The organism is Cupriavidus sp. 01L46 (assembly GCF_056399905.1).
The window spans coordinates 1-23134 of record NZ_JBFTSF010000050.1 but is presented as its reverse complement, the minus strand read 5'-3'; the positions used below and the strand labels follow the sequence as shown (position 1 = coordinate 23134).

At 66.1% G+C, this 23134-nt stretch carries 21 protein-coding genes and 1 pseudogene; 19 read left to right on the top strand and 3 right to left on the bottom strand.

Annotated features, from left to right (window positions below; translation table 11 throughout):
- The first annotated feature begins 102 nt into the window (after positions 1-102).
- The 13 genes from AC1DS3_RS11685 to AC1DS3_RS11625 all read left to right on the top strand — a co-directional run bounded on the left by AC1DS3_RS11685 (position 103) and on the right by AC1DS3_RS11625 (position 12878).
- Complete coding sequence (locus AC1DS3_RS11685) at positions 103-291, top strand: Flp family type IVb pilin (RefSeq protein WP_441639047.1); 189 nt, start codon at positions 103-105, stop codon at positions 289-291.
- Positions 292-798 carry a prepilin peptidase gene (locus AC1DS3_RS11680; RefSeq protein ID WP_441639049.1) on the top strand — a complete coding sequence of 169 codons (507 nt, stop codon included), beginning with the start codon at positions 292-294 and terminating at the stop codon, positions 796-798.
- 96 nt (positions 799-894) lie between these two features.
- The gene (locus tag AC1DS3_RS11675; RefSeq protein WP_441639051.1) at positions 895-1359 is read left to right on the top strand and encodes a TadE/TadG family type IV pilus assembly protein; all 465 of its coding nucleotides are present in this window, start codon (positions 895-897) and stop codon (positions 1357-1359) included.
- 82 nt (positions 1360-1441) lie between these two features.
- A complete protein-coding gene (gene cpaB, locus AC1DS3_RS11670; RefSeq protein WP_441639053.1) occupies positions 1442-2413 on the top strand; it encodes a Flp pilus assembly protein CpaB in 972 nt (323 codons plus the stop codon).
- 97 nt (positions 2414-2510) lie between these two features.
- Positions 2511-3872, top strand: a complete 1362-nt coding sequence (locus tag AC1DS3_RS11665; RefSeq protein WP_477127197.1) for a type II and III secretion system protein family protein — start codon at positions 2511-2513, stop codon at positions 3870-3872.
- A 38-nt stretch (positions 3873-3910) separates the two neighbouring features.
- Complete coding sequence (locus AC1DS3_RS11660) at positions 3911-5128, top strand: CpaE/TadZ family protein (RefSeq protein WP_477127200.1); 1218 nt, start codon at positions 3911-3913, stop codon at positions 5126-5128.
- A gap of 1 nt (position 5129) precedes the next feature.
- Positions 5130-6446 carry a CpaF family protein gene (locus tag AC1DS3_RS11655; RefSeq protein ID WP_477127196.1) on the top strand — a complete coding sequence of 439 codons (1317 nt, stop codon included), beginning with the start codon at positions 5130-5132 and terminating at the stop codon, positions 6444-6446.
- Entirely contained in the window at positions 6439-7365 is a 927-nt protein-coding gene (locus tag AC1DS3_RS11650) for a type II secretion system F family protein (protein ID WP_441639059.1), read from the top strand. The genes AC1DS3_RS11655 and AC1DS3_RS11650 overlap by 8 nt, the downstream gene beginning before the upstream one ends.
- A gap of 12 nt (positions 7366-7377) precedes the next feature.
- Positions 7378-8418 carry a type II secretion system F family protein gene (locus tag AC1DS3_RS11645; protein WP_441639061.1) on the top strand — a complete coding sequence of 347 codons (1041 nt, stop codon included), beginning with the start codon at positions 7378-7380 and terminating at the stop codon, positions 8416-8418.
- An 83-nt stretch (positions 8419-8501) separates the two neighbouring features.
- Complete coding sequence (locus AC1DS3_RS11640) at positions 8502-9305, top strand: pilus assembly protein TadD (RefSeq protein WP_477127199.1); 804 nt, start codon at positions 8502-8504, stop codon at positions 9303-9305.
- 77 nt (positions 9306-9382) lie between these two features.
- Positions 9383-9742 (top strand): DUF3613 domain-containing protein, encoded by a 360-nt coding sequence (locus AC1DS3_RS11635; RefSeq protein WP_441639065.1) that lies wholly within the window; start codon positions 9383-9385, stop codon positions 9740-9742.
- Positions 9739-11469, top strand: coding sequence for a TadG family pilus assembly protein (locus AC1DS3_RS11630; protein ID WP_477127195.1), 1731 nt, complete (start codon positions 9739-9741; stop codon positions 11467-11469). The genes AC1DS3_RS11635 and AC1DS3_RS11630 overlap by 4 nt, the downstream gene beginning before the upstream one ends.
- 38 nt (positions 11470-11507) lie before the next feature.
- A complete protein-coding gene (locus AC1DS3_RS11625) occupies positions 11508-12878 on the top strand; it encodes a sigma 54-interacting transcriptional regulator (RefSeq protein ID WP_477127194.1) in 1371 nt (456 codons plus the stop codon).
- A 36-nt stretch (positions 12879-12914) separates the two neighbouring features.
- Here the strand turns inward: AC1DS3_RS11625 and AC1DS3_RS11620 are convergent, their stop codons facing one another.
- Positions 12915-13241: a hypothetical protein gene (locus AC1DS3_RS11620; protein WP_006165120.1), complete on the bottom strand. Its 327-nt coding sequence runs from the start codon at positions 13239-13241 to the stop codon at positions 12915-12917.
- Between the two features lie 69 nt (positions 13242-13310).
- The gene (locus AC1DS3_RS11615; protein WP_309405743.1) at positions 13311-14168 is read right to left on the bottom strand and encodes a helix-turn-helix domain-containing protein; all 858 of its coding nucleotides are present in this window, start codon (positions 14166-14168) and stop codon (positions 13311-13313) included.
- Positions 14169-14568: 400 nt separating this feature from the next.
- Here AC1DS3_RS11615 and AC1DS3_RS11610 point away from each other — a divergent pair, with 400 nt between their 5' ends.
- Positions 14569-15558 carry a Bug family tripartite tricarboxylate transporter substrate binding protein gene (locus AC1DS3_RS11610; protein WP_441639072.1) on the top strand — a complete coding sequence of 330 codons (990 nt, stop codon included), beginning with the start codon at positions 14569-14571 and terminating at the stop codon, positions 15556-15558.
- A gap of 81 nt (positions 15559-15639) precedes the next feature.
- Here AC1DS3_RS11610 and AC1DS3_RS11605 read toward each other — a convergent pair whose 3' ends face one another.
- Positions 15640-15984, bottom strand: coding sequence for a NirD/YgiW/YdeI family stress tolerance protein (locus tag AC1DS3_RS11605; protein WP_441639074.1), 345 nt, complete (start codon positions 15982-15984; stop codon positions 15640-15642).
- Positions 15985-16194: 210 nt separating this feature from the next.
- Here AC1DS3_RS11605 and AC1DS3_RS11600 point away from each other — a divergent pair, with 210 nt between their 5' ends.
- The 5 genes and pseudogenes from AC1DS3_RS11600 to AC1DS3_RS11580 all read left to right on the top strand — a co-directional run.
- Positions 16195-17340 carry an exonuclease SbcCD subunit D gene (locus tag AC1DS3_RS11600; protein ID WP_441639076.1) on the top strand — a complete coding sequence of 382 codons (1146 nt, stop codon included), beginning with the start codon at positions 16195-16197 and terminating at the stop codon, positions 17338-17340.
- Positions 17337-20414 carry an AAA family ATPase gene (locus AC1DS3_RS11595; protein WP_477127193.1) on the top strand — a complete coding sequence of 1026 codons (3078 nt, stop codon included), beginning with the start codon at positions 17337-17339 and terminating at the stop codon, positions 20412-20414. Before AC1DS3_RS11600 ends, AC1DS3_RS11595 begins: the two co-directional genes overlap by 4 nt.
- 398 nt (positions 20415-20812) lie before the next feature.
- Entirely contained in the window at positions 20813-21496 is a 684-nt protein-coding gene (locus AC1DS3_RS11590) for a 3-oxoacid CoA-transferase subunit A (RefSeq protein ID WP_043357062.1), read from the top strand.
- A gap of 20 nt (positions 21497-21516) precedes the next feature.
- Positions 21517-22164, top strand: coding sequence for a 3-oxoacid CoA-transferase subunit B (locus AC1DS3_RS11585; RefSeq protein WP_477127192.1), 648 nt, complete (start codon positions 21517-21519; stop codon positions 22162-22164).
- Between the two features lie 163 nt (positions 22165-22327).
- A pseudogene (locus AC1DS3_RS11580) lies at positions 22328-23059 on the top strand (acetyl-CoA C-acyltransferase); the annotation flags it as partial.
- Positions 23060-23134 lie beyond the last annotated feature (75 nt).

Sequence of the window (23134 nt, the reverse complement as noted above, 5' to 3'; positions counted from 1 at the left end):
CCAGCGTTACCGCTCGGTACTAACCTGGCCACAAGAGCGAGGTGGTATCGAAGGGGTAAGCGGACGCTGGGTGATGTATTAAATCAAAATCGGAGTGACATCATGAAAAACGCTTTGACACGCTTTCTTCGGGACGAACAAGGGGCAACTGCAATCGAGTATGGGTTGATTGCAGGTCTCATTGCTCTGGCTCTTATCACCACGGTCACTCAACTAGGCACCGACGTCAGTGCTCTGTTCACTCGCTTGAGCAGCAGGGTCACGGCCATTCTTCCCGCAGCCGGTGGCTAAGTGTTAGCCCTAATTGCCGCGTTATTCTGCGCGGCAATCATCTGGACCGATTTCGCTTATCGCAAAGTACCAAATGCCGTGCTGGTTGCCACGATCGTGGCAATGAGCCTGGCGCTTGCGTTCGGGCCTGCCCCTGAGCCTGGGCTGATTTCGCGGCTGCTCGGTTTTCTGGTGGGCTTGCTGGTCATGTTGCCGGTATATGCACTCGGCCGCATGGGCGCGGGCGACATCAAGTTCTTCGCCGTCACAGGCTTGTTCACTGGCCCCATGGGGCTGGTGACGGTATGGGTGGTCGGCAGCCTGCTGGCGCTTGCGCATGCCTTGCTGGTGCGCATGCAAGCTGGCGCGGTCTGGGCTGTATGGCGAGACCATTTCGCAAGCTTGCTGCAGCGAGGAGGCGGCATGAGCGTCCCTGGCGCGGCGCGCCATGCCGCGGAGGAACGCGGCATTCCGTACGCCGCGTACCTTGCGATCGGCTTGTTGGTCTGGATGATTTTGGGAAGGTAGCTGCCGCGCGGGCGGGGGTCTGATAGTCAATTGCCAACCGCCTGGYGCCCGCGTCACCGGTTGGCGCAAAAAAAGTAAAAGATAACCGGGTGAAGTATGCCATTGCGGGGAAACCACGCCGTGCGGACGCGCTCGTCCGGAACGGCTGCGCTTGAATTTGCCATTGTGCTGCCGGTTCTTCTGGCTGTCGTGATCGGCATTGTCTATTTCGGCATCGTGCTGGCCCTGCAGCAGACACTGACGCTTGCCGCGGAAGAAGGTGCCCGTGCCGCCCTGCGTTACCCCAGCGGGGCATCAGCCAATAACGCGGCCGCCACGCAAGCCTTGCGGGTGAGCGCGGCTTCGACGACGGCCTTGGCCGTGTTGCCTGCCTCAATCAGCAGCGTCATTCCCACCGCCAATATTGCGCAAGTTGTTGCCTGCGCCAATCCGAGCGGCTCGGTCTGCGTCACGGTGACGCTGAACCTTCCCTCAAGCGCGATCTTGCCGGTCATACCTGGGGTACCCATTCCCACAACGCTGACTGGCAGCGCGACGGTGCAACTGGCACCTGACACATGAGGATCTGCCCACGCCACGAGCGGACACCGTTTGCCAACATGTGCCCAAGCCAGATTCCATTTATCCAAACCAGAGATTTCGCATGACCAGCAAACAGATCCGCGTGCTTGCCATCGTGCTGCTCGTCCTTGCCGCGTTGCTGGCGTTGCTCGCGTGGCGCGTGGCCCGTACACCGGCCAAACCAGCGGAGCCCGTGGTGGGAAGCGCGCAGTCGTATCCGGTGGTGGTCACAGCGAAGCCGATCGAAGCCGGCAAGCCAGTCCCCGTTGACGCGCTCAAGGTAGAGCAATTGCCCATCAATCCGGCGGGGGCTTACACCGAGGTAGCCCGCGTGGCAGGCCAGGTGCCGCTGGTCAGCATTGGCGCGAACGTGCCGGTACTCGAAAGCCAGCTGCTGGCGGGTCTTGCCACCCAGGTGAAAGAGGGCGAGCGCGCGGTAGCGGTCGCGGTTGATGAAGTGATTGGCGTTGGCAACCAGGTGCAGCCGGGCGACTTTGTCGATGTGTTCGCGGTGTTCCGCCGCGATGGACAGGAGATCGCAGGCAGCCAGGCGCGCATGCTGCTCGCGCGCCTGCGCGTGCTGGCCTATGGCGCGGGGACGGTCAATGAAGCCGCCAAGCCTCCGCCCGAGCAAATGATGGCGCGCCGCGAAGGCGCGAAGACCGCCGTGCTGGCAGTGCCGGTGGCCAACGTCGGCAAGCTGGCTATCGCGCAGCAAACCGGGCGCCTGTTGCTGGCCCTGCGCAACCCCGAGGATCCGGACGTTCCCACCGAAGGCTTGTTCGAGGATCCCGCACCGGTATTGCAGGCGAAGGCGCAGGCAAAAGGCGGGGCGCCTGCCGCAGCGCTGGCGCCATCCGACCGCGCAATGGCAGGCGTTGCGCTGGCAGGGATCGCGGGTGGGGCGCGGGGTGAGGCGCTTCCTGTCAAGGCAGCGCCACCGCCTGTGCCGGCGCCCGCAGCCATTGCGCAGCGCGCACATGGCGCGAGCGCGAGCAGCGTCGCGCAAAACAGTGTTGAGATGATCCGCGGCGGCAAGCGCGAGATCGAATGAAGCCAGGCACGCCGTTGTGGTCGAAGCCTGCCTCGTGCAGGCCCGCCGGATTGCTCTTGGATTGGTGTTTTCAGTGTTATTTCTGGATAGTCGATTGATGAAATCCATTCTTGCCGGGGCCGCCACCATCCTGACGGTCTGCTGCACCGTCCCCGCGGCATGGGCGCAGCAGGCCGATGGCGGTGCGCGTGATCTGAAGCTGGTGGTGGGTAGCCAGCGTGAGCTACGACTGAACAAGCCGCTTGAACGCGTGGCGATCGGCAATCCCGCCGTGGCGGATGCGTTGCTGCTAAAGAGCGGCCCGGGTGCCAACGGCGTGCTGGTGGTGGCCAAGAAGCCCGGCGCAACCGAGCTCATGGTTTGGGCGCGTGGCGAAGCCGCGCAAACCTACCGGGTGCAGGTGGATGCGACGCGAGGCGAGCCCGGTGGCCCCGACGTAGCTGTATCTGGCGGGGGCGCACTGATCAGCGGCGAGGCGCGCGATGCGCAGGCATCGCTGCGCGCGCAACTGGTGGCGCGCGCAGCCACTGCCACGGCTGAGGGCAAGGGCGGCGTGGTGATCGATCGTTCCACGATTCCAGTCAGCAGCACGGTACAGGTCGACGTGAAGGTGGTCGAGGTCAGCAAGACTGTACTTAAGGAGGTGGGGTTCAATTTCTACCGGAACAACGGCGGCTTTGCCTTCGGTACGTTCTCTCCGTCGTCGCTGAACAAGTTCACTTTCACACCGCGAACAGACTCCACGCCGGGTTCGTTCAGTGCCGACATCAGCTCGCCGATGAGCAGTGCCTTCAATCTTGTCGCGGCGTCATTCTCGCGCGGGATCTTCGCCAATCTGAGCCTGCTTGAGAGCAATGGCATGGCGCGGGTGCTGGCCGAGCCTAGCCTGGTGGCGCTGTCAGGGCAGAGCGCGAGCTTTCTTGCCGGCGGGGAGATCCCGATTCCGGTGCCGCAGGCACTCGGCACGACCACCATCCAGTTCAAGCCCTTCGGCATTGGCCTGACCGTGACACCCACCGTGCTAGCCAAGGATCGCATTGCTTTGAAGGTGGYGCCTGAAGCCAGCGATCTCGATCCGTCACGCGGCATATCGATCAACGGTGCCATGGTGCCTGCCATCGTGACCCGCCGCGCCGACACCACGGTGGAACTCGGCGACGGCGAGAGCTTCGTGATTGGCGGGCTGGTCAGCCGTACCACGGTCAGCAACGTCAACAAGGTGCCCTTCCTTGGCGACCTGCCGATCATCGGCACCTTCTTTCGCAACCTGAACTTCAACCAGGAAGACCGCGAGCTGATGATCGTGGTCACGCCGCGCCTGGTGCGCCCGCTCGCCAAGGGCGCGGCGGCCGTGGCCGCGGTCAGCGAGGATGGGCGCACCAGCGGCAATCCCAATGTGTGGGGCCGGTACGTGCTTGGCGAATACGTCGATCCGACGCTGCCAGGGTTTTCAAAATGACATTGGGCAAGCAGGACGACGGCGCAAGGCAGGGTCAGATGGACTTTTTCCTGTTCAACACCGCACAGCTGGAGCCGCGCCAATGGCTGGCCAATGCGCTCGGCAACCTGGGCCGGCTGGTCGTCGAGGCTGGCCCGCAGGATGCCTTCGTGGAGCAGATCGCCACGGTCAATCCCGGCATGGTCTTCCTGCATTTCTCGCGGGAGCAGGCGCTGGCATCAAGCCGGCTGGCCGAGCACGTGACGAAGCTGTACCCGKGGCTGCCGCTGGTGGCGGTGGGCAACGCGGGAGAGCCGGACATCATGCTGGCCGCGCTGCGGGCCGGCGCCAAGGACTTCATCGACATGACCGCGCCGCCGGCTGGCGCGATCGAGATCGTGCGCAGGCTGCTGGCGGTGCGGGTCCAGGCGGAGCCGGCACGCCGGGGCAAGGTCGTGGCGGTGCTTGGCGCGCGCGTGGGCGTGGGTGCCACAACGCTGGCTACCAACCTCGCGGCGACGGTGCGCAAGCGCAGCCATGGCGAAGTGCTGTTGATGGACCTGGGGCTGCCATCGCGCGACGGCTCGTTGTACATGAACATCAGCCCCGGCTTTCACTTTGTCGAAGGCGTACGCAACCTGCGGCGCTTCGACCAGGTTTTCGTGCAGACCGCGCTGGCGCGCCACGGCAATGGCGTGGCCGTGTTGCCGCTGCCGGCCACCCTGGCGGAGATGCGGGATATCTCGTTCATGGAGGCGCTTGGGCTACTGAATCGCCTGCGCGCTTTTTTTGACCTGCAGGTGGTGGACCTGGGCGGCTTTAGCAATGTCGACTTCATGGCGCACCTGGTCAAGGCCGCCGATATGGTGGTGTTGGTGGTGGACCAGAGCGTCGGCGCCATCGTCTCGGCCGCGGAGTTGCTCCAGGAGTTGAAGAAGCGCGAGGTGGAGCGCGAGGACCTGCACTTGCTGGTCTCACGTTTCGAGGCGCGCCTGGGCGTGGATGCCCAGCAGATTGCGCAGCGCCTGGAGGCGCCATCGGTCGGCACCTTGCCCGACCGGCGCGAGGCGCTGGTGCTGGCGCTCAACCGTGGCGTGGTGCTGGCCGATGACAGCCCCGCCGATCCCTATGTCCGTGCCATTGGCCAGTTGGTGGATCGGCTGGGATACCGTGCCGGCACTGCAAGCGAAGCTGGCTTGTTGGGCCGGGTAAAAGAAAAACTGCCCGAAGCGCTACGCGCCATGCGCGTGATACGCGCTGAGCGGGCTGGGAACTGACATGTCGCAAGCCATCGAATTCTCCGATAACTCCGCCGCGCCTTTTCCTGCTTCGCAGGAATTCCAAAATATCAAGGAAGCGGCCCATGAGCATCTGCTCACCCGCATTGAGGAGCTGGGCGCGGAGTTCGGCCGCTGGTCGCGCACCGCGATCAACCGCTTTGTCGACCTGGAGCTGGAGAGCTTCACGCGGCTGCGCCGCATTCCCATCAACGAGGCCGAGCTGCATCAGATCGCCGAGGCGCTGACCAAGGAGCTGGCGGGCTTCGGCCCGATCGAGGACTTGCTCAACGACCCGGCGGTGGAAGACATCCTGGTCAACGGGCACCTGGACGTCTATGTGTCCCGGCACGGCGTGCTGGAGCGCATTCCCGTGCGCTTTGCCGATAGCGGGCATCTGCTGCGCATCGTGCGCCGCATCCTGGCGCCGATCGGCCGGCGGCTGGATGAGTCCAATCCCATGGTCGACGCGCGCCTGCCGGATGGCGGGCGCATCAACGTGGTGATTCCCCCGCTGGCACTGGCCGGCCCGGTGGTGTCGATCCGCAAGTTCCGCAAGGACCCGCTGACGCCTGCGGACCTGCAAGGCCTGGGCACCATGAGCCCCGAGGTCAACGAACTGCTCGAGGCTGCCGTAAAGGCCCGCTGCAATATCCTTGTCAGTGGCGGCACCAGCTCGGGCAAGACATCGCTGCTCAACGCGCTGGCCACCTWYGTGCCCGACGGCGAGCGYGTGATCACCATCGAGGACACSGCSGARCTGGCGCTCAACCAYCCGCACGTGGTGCGGCTGGAGAGCCGSCCCGGCGGCTTCGARGGSACGGGCRYGGTGWCSATCCGCGAYCTGCTGCGCAACAGCCTGCGGATGCGGCCCGACCGCATCATCGTGGGCGAGGTGCGCGGCGGCGAGGTGCTGGAAATGCTGCAGGCCATGAGCACGGGGCACGATGGCTCCATGGGCACCATCCACTCGAGCAGCCCGCGCGAGTGCCTGTACCGCCTGGAGATGCTGGCCGGCTTTGCCGGCTTCCAGGGCAGCGAGGCCAGCCTGCGCCGGCAGATTGCCAATGCCATCGACTTCATCGTGCAGATCGGCCGGCTCTCCAACGGCAAGCGCCGCATCCTCTCGATCACGGAAGTCACCGGCCTTGGCGACAACATCATCTCGACCCAGGAGCTGTTTCGCCACGAGCCGTTCGTCGGCCCCGACGGCAACGAGGTAGACCGCTGGCTCTCGCTTGGCATCTTGCCGCATTCGCCCAAGCTGGCGCGCATGCGCCCGAACAACTTTGGCCTGGACGACCGCTTCGATGTCTAGCGCGGCGCTGGTCGTTGCGGCGGCCGCTCTCGTTTTGCTCGGACTGGGCCTGCTGCTGCTGTCCAGCGCCAAGGCGCGCGCGCAGGAAGAGCGCGCGCGTGCGTTCTTGCAAGCGCAGACCGAGCAGGTCAAGGCACGCTACGCGACTACGCCAGAGCCGCAAGCCGGCAAGAAGCAGCACGATCTGCGGCGCAAGTGGGCGGATTTCCTGCGCCGCGCGGACCTGGCGCCGACGCGGCGCACTTATGCGCTGTGGGGTGGTTCCATCATCGGCTTAGGGCTCGTGGGCGTTGCCATGGGCGGTTGGCTGGCTGCATTGGCCGCGCTGTCCATCGGGCTGGTGATCCTGTATTTCATGCTCTGGAACCGAGCCCGTCGTACCGGGCAGAGGCTTCGCCAGCAGTTGCCGTCGTTTCTCGATGCGGTAGTCCGGATGATGAGCATCGGCAGCAGCGTGCCGTCGGCCTTTCAGGCTGCCATCGGCAATACCGAGGCGCCATTGCGCCAGTGCCTGGTACAGGCCATCCACTTGCAGCGCGCAGGCAAGGAACTGGATCAGGCGGTCTTGCAGGTCGCGCGGATCTACCAGGTTGACGAACTGATGCTGCTGTCTTCCGTGCTCCGTCTCGCGGTGCGCTACGGCGGTCGCGCGGACATTGTCATGGAGCGTACCGCCGCTTTCATGCGAGACCGCCAGCAAGCGCAGCAGGAACTGCATGCGCTGTCGTCCGAGACGCGGTTGTCGGCCTGGGTGCTTGGCTTGCTGCCGATGGTGGTGGCCGGGATGATGTTTGTGATGAACGCCGCCTACATCATGATGATGTGGCGCGACCCGGCCGGCAAGACGCTATTGCTGGTTGCCGTGGTACTGGAGGTGATGGGGGCGGCCATGCTCTATCGCCTGGCCAGGTCGGTATAGGAACAAGGGACCATGGATAGCACTACCTTGATCTCGCTGAGCCTATGCGCGGCGGCCATCGGGCTAGCCGCCCTGGCCTTGCCGCTAGTGGCGCAATGGCGGCAACGTCACCGCGCCGAGCGGACCATCGATGCTGCGCTCTCGCGGCAGGCGGCCGTTGCTGCCGCCGTGCCGGATGCTCCGGCCACGGCTCCGCCCAGCGCCGCCAATGCCGCCAATGCCGCCAATGCCGCCAATGCCGCCGCGGCCCAAAGTGCCGGCGCTCGCATTGGTGCGCGGCTGGGCAGCCAGCTTAGCAAGCGCTTTGACCAGCGTTGGCTTGAATCGCCTTTGGGCAAAGCCGTGGTGACGGCCGAAGAACAGCGCTTGCTTGAGCAGTGTGGCTTTTACGGTGACAAGGCCCGGGCCATATTTGGGGGGCTGCGCCTGTCATTGCCGGTGGCCCTGGCGGCAGGGGTCTTTGCATGGCGTTTGCCCACTTCGCTGATGGGCGCAGCGATGTGGGCCTTCGTCACGTTCGCGGTGTGTTTCCTGGCACCGAAATGGGCGCTGCAACGTCGGGCCAGCAGCCGCAAGCTGCGCCTGGAGGATGAGTTGCCCGTGCTGGTCGACATGCTGCGCCTGCTGCAGGGCGTGGGGCTGTCGATCGATCAGAGCCTGCAGGTGATCGTGGCTGAGTTCGGCGGCATGCTGCGCGTGCTTGGCCCTGAGCTGATGCGTGCCAACCAGCAGTTTGCCTCGGGCCGGTCGCGCGACCAGACGCTCCAGCGCATCGGGAAGCTGTTCGACAGCGAGGACCTGAAAAGCCTGATCACCATGCTTAGCCAGGTGGATCGATTCGGCGGGGCCGTTCAGGAGCCGCTGCGGCAATTCGGCTTGCGCCTGCAGGAATCGCGCAAGGCGCGCATGAAAGAACAGGTGGGGAAGCTGACCGTGAAGATGACTGCAGTCATGGTGGTGACCATGCTGCCCGTATTGCTGATCATCACGGCCGGACCCGGATTTTTGGGCGTGATAAGAATGCTGGCGCATATGTCGGGGGGACCGAAATGAACAAACAAGACAAGCGCTCGGGAAGCAAGACGAGATATCGATCGCTTTGGCCCGTGCGCTCCTTAGCCGGCCTGGCATCGGCGCTGGCCGTGGCCGTGTTATCCGGCTGCGGTACCAGCCTGGCCACCCGCATGAGCGATCAGGCCGATGCCCAGGTGGAGCTGTCCAAGCTGCGCGACAAGCAGGACCGGGCCATCTACGACGATAAATCGGTCTACCTCGGCCTGATCGGCAAGATGCAGGAAGAGGGCCTGTACTTTGCGTCGCTCGCGCATATCGACGTCTACGAGAAGCGCTTCGGCGCGTCGCCGGCGATGACGCTGATGCGCGCGGATGCGTTGCGCGAGACCAATCAGGATGCCGCTGCCGAGCAGGCTTATCGCAGCCTGGCCGGCACTTCGGTGCAGGCGCGCGCCTACCACGGCCTGGGCCTGATCGCCGGTCGCAGGAACGACTTTGCCGCTGCCGCGACAGCGTTTCAATTGGCGGCCGGCGCGGATCCCACCAATGCGCAGGTGGCCAATGACCTGGGCTACGCGCTGATGCGTACGGGTGCGTTGGCCCAGGCGCGCGTGCCGGTGATGCAGGCCCTGCAGCTCGATGGCAAGAACCCGCGCGTGGTGAGCAACGCGGCGGTCTGGCTCGCCGCCGACGGCAAGCGTGACCAGGCGGCGTCGCTGATGCAGCGGGCTGGCCTGCCCGAGGCAACGCGCAAGGCGGTGATGCAGGAGGCGGAGCGGGTCCGGCGCGCGGGCACGCAACGCGAGCGCGTCGCAGCGCAGCAGGCCGTGGCGCAGACCGCTCCACAATCGGCCCGGCTTGCCGCCGCCGGGACATCCGGCCCGAACCATCAGCGCCTGACCGACATCGTCCAGGCCACGCCATGAGAGATCGCTGGATGGCACAACCTCGCAATACCCGATACCCATTGTCCGTGCCGACTGCACCAACCCAGGAGATTGCCATGAACCAGACCGGAACAAGAAGCCTGCGTGGCCATGCCCGCCGCAGCGGACTGGCGCTAGCGTTCGCCGTGCTCGGGTTGGGCGCCTTCCCCGCCGAGGCCCAGACGGACGCACCTGCCACACCGTCGGCGCGACCGGCCCGGCAAGAGATTGGCCCGCATACCCGTGGCATCCTCGAGATCCAGCGCAGTGGCGCGCAGGCCGGCGAGCAGCAGGTGTTGCATGGGGAGCAGGCAGCCCTGTCCTACCAGCGCTATTTGGCGACGTTTACCTATCCGATCCCCGAGTTCTACACGGGCCAGGCGGGGTCGAAAAATGGTGCCGCCGGCGGAGCAGGCCAGGGAGTGGCAGGCCGATGATTCGCTGCTGCTCGCATCTCGTCGCCGGGCGCCGACGCGGGCAGCGCGGTGCCATCGGCGTGCTTGGCGCCCTGCTGCTGGCGACGGTTGCCATCGGTTCGCTGGTGTCGATCGATGTCGGCCATGTGTTCTACCGGCAGCGCCAGTTGCAAAAGATCGCCGACATGGCCGCACTGGCCGGCGCGCAGCAGCTCAAGCAAGCCGCGGCTGCCGCCACCGTGTCGGCCAATGTGCTGAGCGCCACGCAATCGGCTGGCGCGCAGAATGACTACGCCGGTACGGCGAGCGCCAATTGCAGCGCAGCGGGCAGCAGCGACGCCGATGGCATGCGTGTCTGCCTGGGCGTATGGGATCCGGCCTACAGCACTGGGAGCGACACCGTACGGCACTTCAACGCCGGCTACGACACCACCAAGCTATCGGCAAACGCGGTGCAGGTGGTGGTGACCCAGACCGTGCCGATCCTGTTCGTGATTCCCGGCAGCGCATCGCGCCAGTTGCGCGCGGAGGCGATTGCCAATGCGAGCCCGCCGGTGGCGTCGTTCTCGATCGGTAGCGGGTTGCTGGATGTCAACACCGGTAGCAGTGTGCTCAGCAGTTTGCTGGGGACCTCGGTGCAGTTGTCCGCTTTAGACTGGCAAGGCTTGCTCAACGCCAATGTCACACTCGACCAGCTGCGCCTGAAGCTGGGTGTTGGCACCATTGACGACTTGCTGAAGACATCGCTGTCGATCCAGCAATTCTATGCGCTCGTGCTGGGCGCGGCCGGCAAGGATTCGCTGCTGTCCGCCGCGCTGGGCAGTCCGCCCACGCAACTTGGGTTGAGCGGGGTCAAGGCTAACGTGGGACTGGGCCAGTTGCTGAACCTGGGCGTGCTGGCGCCGGCGGCGTCGTCAGCGGCCGACGTGGCGCTGAACGTGGCGCAACTGCTGATGCTCGGGGCGCAGGTCGCAAATGGCAACTCGGCGATCCAGGTGAAGTTGCCTCAGATTAATGTGGCCGGACTGACCAATATCGGTGCGCAGTTATATGTCGCGCAGCCGCCCGTGATGGCCGTAGGGCCGGCGCGCCAGCTTGGTCCCGGAGTCTGGCAAACCACCGCACACACGGCGCAGATGGGGTTGCGACTCGATCTCGGGGTCAATATCAACGTGCTCAGCCTGGTGGGCGTCGGCATAAACCTGCCACTCTACGTCGAAGTCGCGGCGGCCACGGCCTCATTGCAGGGCATTCAGTGTGCGGCCGCAAAGGCGGATTGCCGTGCCACATTGGGGGTGAACACAGGCTTGGTCAAGGCATGCCTTGCCGCGGCCTCCGGCAGTGGTTGCGCGTCCGGACCTGTCACGTTAGTCAATACCGGGATAAGTCTTCTCGGCACGGGTGTGAGCATCATTGCCAGCACCAGTCCGCCGCGAGCTGGTGCGGTCAGCGTCAACAGTTCGACTGTCAACTTGGCGCCTGGCACCAMGACCCGGGTGGGGACTCCGCAGCCACTGAGCGGGGTGGTGAAAGATGTCTTGCGTAACCTGAACCTGAATGTTGCCGTCACGGTGGGTTGGTTGGTCTCAGTGGACATCCCATTGCAACTCGGCGACCTGCTCGCCCCATTGTTCGAAGCGCTGGACCCCGTGCTGGTGCCCCTCCTAGGCGCATTAGGCATCCAGCTAGGCTACGCCGACATCTGGATGCAAGGAATCGACTGTAACAACGCCGAGCTGGTGTTCTGAGCCATGCAGCAGGCTAATCGCTATACGGCGGAAGACAGATGAAGACAGATCGCTGGGCTTACGAGAGCCTTGAAGTATATGTATGGGAAGGCAAGTCTGACATTGCCGAGCGCGTGGCGCGTTTCCTGTCGCCGCTTGGCGTGGACGTGATCCGCGCCGGCGCACTGGAGGCATTGCCCGCGGAGCCGCGCCTGAAGCCGTGCGTGGCGGTCATCARTGTCTCGGTGATCGGCGCGGCGAAGTTCACCGCGCTGGACTGGGAGGCGGCCCACGGCATGCCCGTGGTGTGGGTGGCGGCGCCGGGGCGCGAGACGGATCCGGGGCGCTTTCCCGCGGAGTATGCGCATATCCTGGCCGACGATTTCACGGGGCCTGACCTGCGCAACCAGATCGGCAAGCTGCTGCCGCAGTTGCTGGCGGCGGCCGAGCCCGCGAACGCGGTAGCGGATCTGGTGGCGGAGTCGCCCGCCATGCAGCAGTTCCTGTCGCAGGTGGAGACCTTCGCCGATTTCGGCAGCAACGTGATGCTGTATGGCGAGACCGGCGCGGGCAAGGAGCGGATCGCGCAGCGCTTCCACGAGCGCAACAGCATCTATGGCAAGGGACCGTTCGTTGCCGTGAATTGCGGGGCGATTCCCGATGGCCTGTTCGAGTCGCAGTTCTTCGGCCACGCCAAGGGTGCGTTTACCGGTGCGATGTTCGCGCACCGCGGCTTCTTCGAGCAGGCCAACGGCGGCACGCTGTTCCTGGATGAAATCGGGGACCTGCCGCTGTTCCAGCAGGTCAAGCTGCTGCGCGTGCTGGAGGAGAGCGCGCTGACCCGGCTGGGCTCGACCATGCCGGTCAAGCTGGATTTCCGCCTGGTCGCGGCCACCAACAAGGATCTGCGCGAGGCCGTGTCGCAGGGCCGCTTCCGTGCGGACCTGTATTTCCGGCTGGCGGTGATCGAGCTGCGGCTGCCCAGCCTGGAAGAGCGGGGCGCCGTCGATAAGGTGGCGTTGCTGGTGTCGTTTCTCAAGCAGATGCTTGGGGCCTCAGGCCTGGACGCATTGCCGCCCGTGCCTGACTGGCTCAAGGGTGCGGTGGGCACGGCGTTCTTCACGGGGAATGTGCGCGAGTTGCGCAACCTGGCCGAGCGCATCGGCATTACCGTGCAGCAGACCGGGCATTGGGACGAGGCGCGGATCCGGCCTTTGTTTCGCAGCCTGCGCCCGGGTGCGTTCGACAGCAGCGAGCGCACGGCCGACTGGCGCGGCGAGACCGAGGAGCGCCGCCGCATTGTGGCCGCGCTGGATGCCAATAGCTGGCGGCGCCAGGATACGGCGGCCAGCCTGGGCATCAGCCGCAAGGTGCTGTGGGAGAAGATGCGCAAGTTCCAGATCGCCGACAACGAGGCCGAGCCGGCGTGAATTGCCCCCGTGTCATGGCACGGGGGGCGCTGCGCTTCAGAACGTCTTCTTGCCGCCCTGGTAAGCGCTGACGATGCGGTTCATTTCCGCCAGCAGCGCGGCGGGCTCGCCGTGCAGCGTGCGCGCAATGCCTTGCATGTAGCCGAGCAGTTCCTGCTTGGCGGCTTCGGCAAAGTCCATGGTCACTGCCTGGTCTTCGTACAGCAGCACGTACGAGCGGGCGAAGCCGTACAGCAGGAAGTAGGCCGCGGCGTGCGCGGGGTCGGTGTCGATCAGCTCGCGCGTGGCTTTCTTCACCGTCACGAAAGCGTCGGTGCCGGGGAGCGAATCCTGGAATTGCTGGAGGGTGGTTTCAAGCGTCATGGCGCAATATCGGTTAGTGAAAACGGGTTCGGTAGGTCAAATGAAAATCGCTGGGCGGATCGGGCCCGCTCATACGCTGTTCAACATGCGCCGCAGCAGCGCGGCGCCATCGCGCCCCTTGTAGGCGCGTTGCCATAGGTCATTGACCATGGTGGTGTAGAGCCGTACCGCCTCGGGTGCTGCGGTCACGGTGGCGATGCCAGTGGACACGTTGGGAAACTCGCCAAAACGAAATGGGCTGGTGGCCACATAAGCCTTGCCGGGCCGCTCGAAGACCTGGAAGGTCACGTTGGGCATGCTGCCGTCGACGATGCCGATCTGCAGGCCGATCGGCTGCGCGTCCAGCAGGTCGATCACGCGTTCGATCTCGCGCCGGGCTGCCAGCGAGCGCTCCATGCGCACCGCGGGCGGCAGGTCCAGCCGTCCCACCAACCCAAAATGCACGAAGCGCTCCAGCGAGCGCAGGTCGATCAGGCTGGTGATGGGGGGCACGCTGCGCGCGAACGATTGCTTGCGCTCTTCCAGCAGGTCCAGCAGGGCGTCGATGGTTGCGGCTGGCGCCGGCTGCGGGCTCTCCGCTAGCATCTGGCGCAGGTGGCCGGCGTAATCGGGCGAGGTCAGCAGGTAGGAGATCGGTTCGAAATGGGCCAGGATGCGCGTTGCGCCATGCTCGAGCTGGCGCATGCGTTCGATATACGCCACGGCCGAATAGTAGTACTCGGACTCGACCCCCAGCATGGATGCCAGCGAGGTGCCGAGCAACTGGGCGAGACGGCCAAGGGTCTCGATCTTGACGATGTCGCCCTTCTCCATGCGGTAGATCGCGGCCCGCGATACGCCGAGCTGTTCGGCGATGGCTTCCGCGCGCATTCCCGCGCCAAGACGGTAGGCGCGCAGGCGATTGCCGATTTCAACGAAATCAACCATTGGGCCGGCAGCGAGCGGAGCGTCCATCCTCAGGGAATCTCAAAAAGAAGACAAGACCCATCCTAGCATGGGCCGTGGCCGGATGGCGAGAGAAGCATGGTGTCGAAATGCCATGCCGCCGTGCTTCTCCGCGTTCAAGGCATTCGTGCTTCCGGACGATATAGCCACGACGGCCAGATGATCMGGATCGGCCGCACTTTGTGCATCAATGTGCCTTTGATGCTCGATTGTGGTGCATGAAGACGGCGTCAACGCTCGGATAGTCTCGTAAACGAGACTTGGCTAGTTTTTTGGATGGCATGTATATTGCAATCCGCATCATGAGGCCGGCAATTCGCTGGTTTCCCGCATCACGCTTGCCACACCAAAGGAGCGCTTCAGGCGCCAGAAAAGGAATCCGATGAAGAAGTCCCTCGCCACGGCGCTGTCCGCCGCCATCACGATTGCTACGACCGCCACGCTGACCCTCGCCGTAGCGCCTGCCCAGGCCGCCGGTTATCCGGACCGGCCGATCACCATCGTCGTGCCCTACGCCGCCGGCGGCAGCAACGACCTGGTGGCGCGCGTGCTGAGCCAGCGCCTTGGCCAGGACCTGGGTGTATCGGTGGTGGTGGACAATGCGCCGGGAGCCAGCGGCACCATCGGCGCGCTCAAGACCATCAACGCGCCGGCCGACGGCTATACGTTGCTGCTGGGTTCCAACAGCGAAATCTCGATCGCCAAGCTGACCAACCCGAAGATCAAGTACGACGGCCAGCGGGATCTCGTGCCCTTGCGCATGGTGGGCTCGCAGCCCATGGTGCTGGTGTCCGGCGCGCATTCCGGCATCCAGGGCGTGGCGGGTTTCCTGGCGCTGGCCAAGAGCAAGAAGCCGGTGAACTACGGCACCTCGGGCATCGGCACGCCGCTGCATCTGTCGGGAGAGCTGATCCGCGGCGCCAGCAAGGTCGATATGACCCACGTGCCATACAAGGGCGGCGCGCCGGCCATCGCCGACCTGATGGCAAACCAGATCGAGCTGGGTGTGCTGGTGCTGTCGACAGCGCTGCCGCAGATCAAGTCGGGCAAGCTGCAAGCGATTGGCGTGACCTCGGCCACGCGCTCGCATGCCGCGCCCAATATCCCGGCACTGGCGGAGAACAAGACCCTGGCCAATGTGGATATGCGCTTGTGGTTTGGCTTGTTCGCGCCGGCCAACACGCCCAAGGTGGTGACCGACAAGCTGACCGACGCACTGGCTCGCGCCATCAACGCGCCGGAAGTGAAGAGCAAGCTGTCTGAATCGGGTGTCGACATCGATGCGAAGGACGCCGCCGCCTTTCGCAGCTTTATCGCCAAGGAAACCGAGTCGTACCGCAAGATCGTGAGCGAAGCCAATATCCAGGAATAATCCGGATTCCAGTCTTCCAGACGTCAGTGCGGCGATGCCCGGGCGCCTACGGCCCGGGCATCGCCGTTTTTGCGCTATGCGTTAAAGAATGCGGATCTGCTTGACCTTGAACTTGGAGTCACCGAAGAGCGCCTTGTCGTATTCGCCCAGCAGCTCGACTTTGGTGGTGGCGTCCACAGGTTTCCCGGCAGGCCACAGCTTCTTGTCGATCTTGATCCGGATCTGGCCGGTGCCGTCGTCGAACTGGTAATGCTCGTGGCCCACGCTGCTGATGATCTGCCCGCGCAGCACGGCGTGCTGGTCATCCTTGCCTTGCTCCGTCAACACTTTGACGGTGGTCGTTGGAACCGTGGTTGGGCCCACGTACTGCGCTTGTGCCAAGGCGGCCGTCGCCGTCAGTGCTGCCGCGATCAGGATGCGTTTCATGCTTTCTCTCTCAGGTCTGGTTGAAACATACCGGCTGGGGGCGGCAACCTGGCCAGCCCGTTGTGCCGGAGGCGGTGCTTTTGCACTAGCTCGGCGCCCATTGTGGAGAGTGCTGGCTGAACCGAAGCTGAATGACAGCTGGGCAACGTTATGATGGCGCCTGCCGCCGCGGTCCGCTCCGGTCCGCCCACACACTGCTAGGGATTCACATTGCGTTTTCTTCACACTGCCGACTGGCATCTCGGGCGCGTATTCCATGCGCGCAGCCTGCTTGAAGACCAGGCCTGGGTGCTTGACCAATTCGTTGCGCTGGTGCGCGAGCGCCGGCCGGATGCGGTGCTGATCGCGGGCGACGTGTATGACCGCGCGGTGCCGCCGCCCGAGGCCGTGGCGCTGCTGGACGACGTGCTGGCCCGCATCGTGGTGGATGCCGGCATTCCGGTAGTGATGATCGCGGGCAATCACGACAGCGCCCAGCGGCTTGGTTTCGGCGCACGGCTGCTGACGGCGCAGGGTTTGCACGTGGCCGGTATCACCGTGCGCGATGCCACCTGCGTGACCTTGTCCGATGCCCATGGCGAAGTACGGATCTACGCCTTGCCCTATGCCGAGCCCGCAACCGTGCGCGACGCCTTCGACATGGAGCTGCCCGGGCACGAGGCGGCGTTGGAGGCGCGCCTGGACGCGATCCGCGCCAGCCATCCGGCGCAGGCGCGTTCGGTGGTGGTGGCCCACGCTTTCGTGATCGGTGGCGAGGCCAGCGAATCCGAGCGGCCGCTGTCGGTTGGCGGCAGCGGTGCCGTTGCCGCCAGCGTGTTCGACGGCTTCGACCTGGTCGCGCTTGGCCATCTGCATCGCCCGCAGACCTTCAGCCAGCGCATCCACTACGCCGGCTCCTTGCTGAAGTACTCGCTGTCCGAAGTCACGCATGCCAAGTCGGTCTCGCTGATCGAGCTGGCGGCCGATGGCGCGGTCAGCATCGAGCCGATCGCGCTGTCGCCCCGGCGCGACCTGCGCATCGTTGAAGGGCAACTGGCCGATCTGCTGGCGCAAGGCGCGGCCGACCCGCGGCGCGACGACTACATTCACGCGGTGTTGACCGACAACGGCGCCTTGCTCGATCCGATGGCGCGCTTGCGCCAGGCCTATCCCAATGCGCTCGCCATCGAGCGCGCCGTGCTGGCGCGCACGGGCGAGGCGGGGGCGGCGGGCCAGCGCCTGCGCCAGCTCGATACCGGCGAGCTGTTCGCCAACTTCTTCAAGGAGGTGGCGGACGAAGAGCTGGACGACGACAAGCGCCGCGTGCTCGACCAGGTGCTTGAGGGCATTGCCCGCGCAGACCGGGAGTCCGCATGAGACCGCTGCGCCTGAAACTGCAAGCCTTCGGCCCCTTTGCCGCCAGCGAGGAAATCGACTTCACCCGGCTCGGGGAGCGGGCTTTCTTCCTGATCCACGGCCCCACCGGCGCGGGCAAGACCACCTTGCTCGACGCGATCTGCTTTGCGCTCTACGGCGACACCTCCGGCGGCGAGCGCAGCGCGCAGGACATGCGCAGCGCCAACGCCGATCCGGCCTTGCGCACGGAGGTGACGTTCGAGTTCAGCTTGGGGGGCCAGCGTTACCTGGCCACGCGTTCGCCCGCGCAGGAGCGGCCGAAGCTGCGTGGCGAGGGCACCGTCAAGGAGACGCCCAAGGCCCAGCTCGATGTCATGGGCGACGCGGGCTGGACCAGCAAGGCGAGCCAGCCCAACAAGGTCGATGACTTCGTGCGTAACCTGCTTGGCTTTGACAGCAGCCAGTTCCGCCAGGTGATCGTGCTGCCGCAGGGGCGCTTTCGCGAATTGCTCACGGCGGATTCCAAGAGCCGCCAGGCCATCCTCGAGCGGCTGTTCCGTACCGAGCTGTACCGGCGCGTGGAGGAACTGCTCAAGGGGCAGGCGGCCGGCATTCGCCAGGAAGCCGAGCGCCTGCGCATCGAACAGACGGCATTGCTGCAGCAGTATCAATTGGAGTCCGTGGACGCGCTGCGGGAGCAGGCTGCAGGGTTGCAGGCCCAGCTCGCCGAACTGCAGCAGCGCGATGTGGCCGCGCGCACCTTGCTGGAGGTGGCCACGCTGGCAACCCGGCAAGGCGAGCACACGGATGCCCGCCTGCGGGAGCAGCGCGATACCGAGGCGGCCCATGCTGCGCTGATGGCGCAGCGGCCCGAGATGGAGGCGCAGCGCCAGCGGCTGCAGGCCGCACGCCGTGCCATGCAGGTGCAGCCGTTCGAGCAGCATCTGGGGCAGGCCGTGCAGGAACACCAGCAAGCGCAGCAAGCGCTGGCCGCCGCAAGCGCGCGGTCTGCCGAAGGCGCCGCTGTCTCGGCCACTGCCGCGGCGGGGCTTGCGGCCGAAGTGGCCCGTGCCGGCGAGCGCCAGACGGCGCAAAAACAGGTGACGGAGCTGGAGGCCATGTTGCCGCAGGTGCAGCGGCTCGGCGTGCTGCAGCAGGAGCTGGAGGCTGCCGCACGCCAGCAGGCGCAAGCGGGTGCGGCCCATGCCGGGGCGCTGCAGGCGCAGCAGCAAGTCACCGCCACGTTGCGCCAGGCCGAGGCCAGCCAGGCCCAGGCGCAGGAAGGCGCGCGCGGGCTGGAGACGATCCAGCTCAAGCAGGCCGGCCTGGCGCAGCAGGCAAGCACGCTCGACAGATACGCCGCCACGCTGGCGCAGTGCGAGCAAGCGCGCCGGCAGGCCGACGCCGACCAGCTCGCCGCGCAGCAAGCCGCCACGCAGCAGGCGGCAAGCCTGCTGCGCCTGCGCGAGACGGAGCAGGCCTGGCGGGCCGGGCAAGCCGCGCGGCTGGCTGCCGGCTTGCATGAGGGCCAGGCGTGCGCCGTCTGCGGGAGCACCGCGCACCCGCAACTGGCGCAGCACGTCGATGCACCGGTCTCCGACGAGGCACTGGACCTGGCCCGCGAGGCCGCACGGCTTGCCGACCAGGCGGCGCAGGGCGCGGCCAGCCGTGCGCAAGGTGCGTTGCTGGCCGCCACGCACCGGCAGGAACAACTGGATGAACTGCGCGAAGCGGCGGGAGCGGCGGGCATGCCCGACGGCGCCGCGCAAGACCCGGCGGCGGCCAGGCAGCAGCTTGCCGGCGCCATCCAGGCGCTGCGCCAGCAGCAACAGGCGGCAGAGGCGGCCGCCGGCCGCTGCCAGCCGCTGGCYGCGGAAGTCGAGCGGCAGCAAGCCGCTCTCACGGCAGCCGAGGCGGCCATTCGCGCCGCCGCCGCCGCTGTGCAGGATGCAGGCCAGCGTCACGCCAAGCTCCAGGGCGAATGGCAGGCCGCCAGCACGCAGGTGCCGCCGGACCGGCGCGAGCCGGAGCGGCTGACGGCGGCGCTGGTACAGGCACGCGGGGACCTTGCCGCGCGCGAAGCCGCACTGGCCGCCGCGCAGGCGGCCGACAAGCAGGCCGGCGTGGGGCTGGCGGCAGCCCTGGCCGCGCAAGCCGCCGCGCAAGCGAGCCTCTCCACCCATGCAATGCGGGAGACGCAGGCGGGCGCCGCGTTCGCGAGCGCGCTGGAGCAAGCCGGCTTTGTCACCCGCCAGGCCTATGCCGAGGCGCGCATGCCGGGCGCGCAGATGGAGCAAGCCGACGCCCAGGTCAATCGCTTCGACCTCGACCTGGCCGCTGCTGGCGATCGCYGCGAGCGCGCCGCCATTGCCGCGCGCGACCTTGCCCCGCCCGATCTTGCCGCCCTGCGCCAGGCCCAGGCGGACGCCGCCGGCGCGCTCGAGGCGCTGGTCCGGCAGCAGGCCGACCTGCACCGCAGCCGCGAGAACCTGCTGCAGTGCCAGCAGCGGCTGGATGCGCTGGCCAGCAAGGGCGCGGACATCGAGCGCAGCTACGCGGTGCTCGGCCGCCTGGCCGAAGTGGCCAACGGCAACAATCCGCGCCGCATGACATTTCAGCGCTTCGTGCTGGCCACCTTGCTCGACGAGGTGCTGGAAGCGGCCTCGCTGCGGTTGATGCGCATGAGCCGCAACCGGTATGAGCTGCAGCGCGTGCGCCAGCAGGGCGACCAGCGCACCGCCGGCGGCCTCGACCTGGAGGTGTTCGACCACGACACCGGCATGGCGCGCCCGGCCAATACCCTGTCCGGTGGCGAGGGCTTCCTGGCCTCGCTCTCGCTCGCGCTGGGGCTGGCCGATGTGGTGCAGTMGCGCGCGGGCGGGATCCAGCTCGATACCTTGTTTGTCGACGAAKGCTTCGGCACGCTCGATCCCGAGAGCCTGGACTTTGCCATCTGCACCCTGATCGACCTGCAGCATGCCGGGCGRCTGGTGGGCATCATTTCCCACGTGGCCGAGCTGCGTGAGCGCATCGATGTGCGGCTGGAGATCCGGGCCGGGGCCGGCGGCAGCCGGGCGGAGCTGCAATTGCCATAGCGGCCTCAAGGGCCACCTCAGCGGGGCCCGAAGAGCGTAAGCTGTCCGATGTTCCGGGCCGCAGTGGCCCCCTTGCGCAAGCTAGCTTTCAACTGCCCTACGGTCGTGGCCGGCTAACGCACAAGCGATTTGCCGGCGCCTTGACCACCCGCGGACAGGGGGTGTAACCTGTTCATTCTGCGAATTGAAGTTCGCAATTAGAACAAATCACAATAATAAGAAAAACCAAAGTCTGTTGGATTCGTTTCCGGCGGCGCGCCTTTTGCAAGCGGAKGGCGCCCAAGCCGGATGGCTCTTCCGGCAGGACTGTCCGGAGACAGCGTTTGCGCGCCGCCTGGTTTTCTTCCTTGGCGGCCGGTTCCGGATAGTTCGTCCGGACTCTCGGAACTGGAACGCAAGTGATCAACAAGCTATTCGACTCGGTGGAATCGGCCATGGCCGATATCCAGGACGGCGCCACCATCCTGATCGGCGGCTTCGGCATGGCAGGCATGCCGGCGGAGCTCATCGATGCCCTCATCGCCCAGGGCGCCCGCGACCTCACCATCGTCAACAACAACGCCGGCAATGGCGACACCGGCCTGGCCGCGCTGCTCAAGACCGAGCGCGTGCGCAAGATCATTTGTTCCTTCCCGCGCCAGGCCGACTCCTACGTCTTCGATTCGCTCTACCACGCTGGCAAGATCGAGCTGGAACTGGTGCCGCAGGGCAACCTGGCCGAGCGCATCCGCGCCGCCGGCGCCGGCATCGGCGGCTTCTTCACCCGCACCGCCTATGGCACGCCGCTGGCCGAGGGCAAGGAAACCCGCATCATCGACGGCCAGGGCTACGTCTACGAGACGCCCATCCATGCCGACTTCGCCCTGATCAAGGCGCTGCGCGCCGACCGCTGGGGCAACCTGACCTACCGCAAGACCGCGCGCAACTTCGGCCCCATCATGGCGATGGCCGCCAAATGCCCCATCGTGCAGGTCAGCGAGATCGTCGAACTCGGCGAGCTGGACCCGGAACACATCGTGACCCCGGGGTTGTTCGTCAAGCGCGTCGTCAAGGTCGACGGCGCCAGCCAGGCCGCTGCCTGAGCGTCAAGGAGATCCAGAATATGCAACGCCTGACCCGCGATCAGATGGCCGCCCGCGTGGCCAAAGACATTCCCGACGGTGCCGTGGTCAATCTCGGCATCGGCCTGCCCACCCTGGTTGGCAATCACCTGCCAGCCGACCGTKAAATCCTGCTGCACAGCGAGAACGGCCTGCTCGGCATGGGCAAGGCGCCCCCCGCCGGCGAAGAAGACGGCGACCTGATCAACGCCGGCAAGCAGCCGGTCACGATCAAGCCGGGCGGCTCGTATTTCCACCATGCCGATTCCTTCGCCATGATGCGCGGTGGCCACCTCGACTTTTGCGTGCTGGGGGCTTTCCAGGTCTCGGTGAAGGGCGATCTGGCCAACTGGCATACCGGCGCGCCGGGCGCGATCCCCGCCGTGGGCGGCGCGATGGACCTGGCGATCGGCGCCAAGGAGGTGTTCGTGATGATGGAACACCAGACCAAGCAGGGCGAGAGCAAGATCGTGGCGGAATGCACGTATCCGCTGACCGGCATGACCTGCGTCACGCGCATCTATACCGATCTGGCCACCATCGACGTCACGCCTGACGGGCTGGTGGCGCGCGACCTGGTTGAAGGCCTGTCCTTCGACGAACTGCAACGCCTGACCGGCGTGCCGCTCAAGCAGGGCGCTTCTGCCTGAGTGCCGGCCTGACCGGCGGGGCCAGCCCCGGCGAGCACGCTTCCAAGCTTCCCGTTTTCACGATCACGAACAAGCAAGAGAGAGACAACCATGACCGAAGCCTTCATCTGCGACGCCATCCGTACCCCCATCGGCCGCTACGGCGGCAKCCTGTCCGGCGGCTTACGGCGTGGACTCGATGCCCGAGACCGCCGAGAACGTTGCCACCGACTACAAGATCAGCCGCGAAGACCAGGACCTGATGGCCCTGCGCAGCCAGGAAAAGGCATCGCGCGCGCAAGCCGACGGCACGCTGGCGCAGGAAATCACCGCGGTGACGATCGCCCAGAAGAAGGGCGACCCGCTGGTTGTGGACCGCGACGAGCACCCGCGTGCCACCAGCATGGAAGCGCTGGGCAAGCTGCGCGGCGTGGTTCGCGCCGATGGCACCGTGACCGCGGGCAATGCCTCGGGCGTGAACGACGGTGCCTGCGCCATCCTGCTCGCCAGCGAAGCCGCGGCCCGCCAGCACGGCCTGACGCCCAAGGCGCGCATCGTCGGCATGGCAACCGCCGGCGTGGCGCCGCGCGTGATGGGCATTGGCCCGGCACCCGCTTCGCAGAAGCTGCTCAAGCAACTCGGCATGACCATCGACCAGATGGACGTGATCGAGCTGAACGAAGCGTTCGCCGCGCAAGGCCTGGCCGTGCTGCGCGAACTCGGCGTGGCCGACGACGATGCACGCGTCAACCCGAATGGCGGCGCGATCGCGCTGGGCCACCCGCTCGGCATGAGCGGCGCCCGCCTGGTCACCACCGCCATGTACCAGCTGCACCGCACTGGCGGCCGCTACGCGCTGTGCACGATGTGCATCGGCGTGGGCCAGGGCATCGCCATGGTGATCGAGCGCGTCTGATCGTCAACTGCCTGACCGTTTGACACCTGGGCGCCCGCGGGCTTCGGCTCGCGGGCGCCGTGCGCTAAAGAATGC

What these genes read in the sequence shown, in the direction of transcription:
- AC1DS3_RS11685 (WP_441639047.1), top strand. Translation starts at nt 103, where the DNA reads ATGAAAAACGCTTTGACACGCTTTCTTCGGGACGAACAAGGGGCAACT.
- AC1DS3_RS11675 (WP_441639051.1), top strand. Translation starts at nt 895, where the DNA reads ATGCCATTGCGGGGAAACCACGCCGTGCGGACGCGCTCGTCCGGAACG.
- cpaB (WP_441639053.1), top strand. Translation starts at nt 1,442, where the DNA reads ATGACCAGCAAACAGATCCGCGTGCTTGCCATCGTGCTGCTCGTCCTT.
- AC1DS3_RS11650 (WP_441639059.1), top strand. Translation starts at nt 6,439, where the DNA reads ATGTCTAGCGCGGCGCTGGTCGTTGCGGCGGCCGCTCTCGTTTTGCTC.
- AC1DS3_RS11645 (WP_441639061.1), top strand. Translation starts at nt 7,378, where the DNA reads ATGGATAGCACTACCTTGATCTCGCTGAGCCTATGCGCGGCGGCCATC.
- AC1DS3_RS11635 (WP_441639065.1), top strand. Translation starts at nt 9,383, where the DNA reads ATGAACCAGACCGGAACAAGAAGCCTGCGTGGCCATGCCCGCCGCAGC.
- AC1DS3_RS11620 (WP_006165120.1), bottom strand. Translation starts at nt 13,241, where the DNA reads ATGACGCTTGAAACCACCCTCCAGCAATTCCAGGATTCGCTCCCCGGC.
- AC1DS3_RS11615 (WP_309405743.1), bottom strand. Translation starts at nt 14,168, where the DNA reads ATGGTTGATTTCGTTGAAATCGGCAATCGCCTGCGCGCCTACCGTCTT.
- AC1DS3_RS11610 (WP_441639072.1), top strand. Translation starts at nt 14,569, where the DNA reads ATGAAGAAGTCCCTCGCCACGGCGCTGTCCGCCGCCATCACGATTGCT.
- AC1DS3_RS11605 (WP_441639074.1), bottom strand. Translation starts at nt 15,984, where the DNA reads ATGAAACGCATCCTGATCGCGGCAGCACTGACGGCGACGGCCGCCTTG.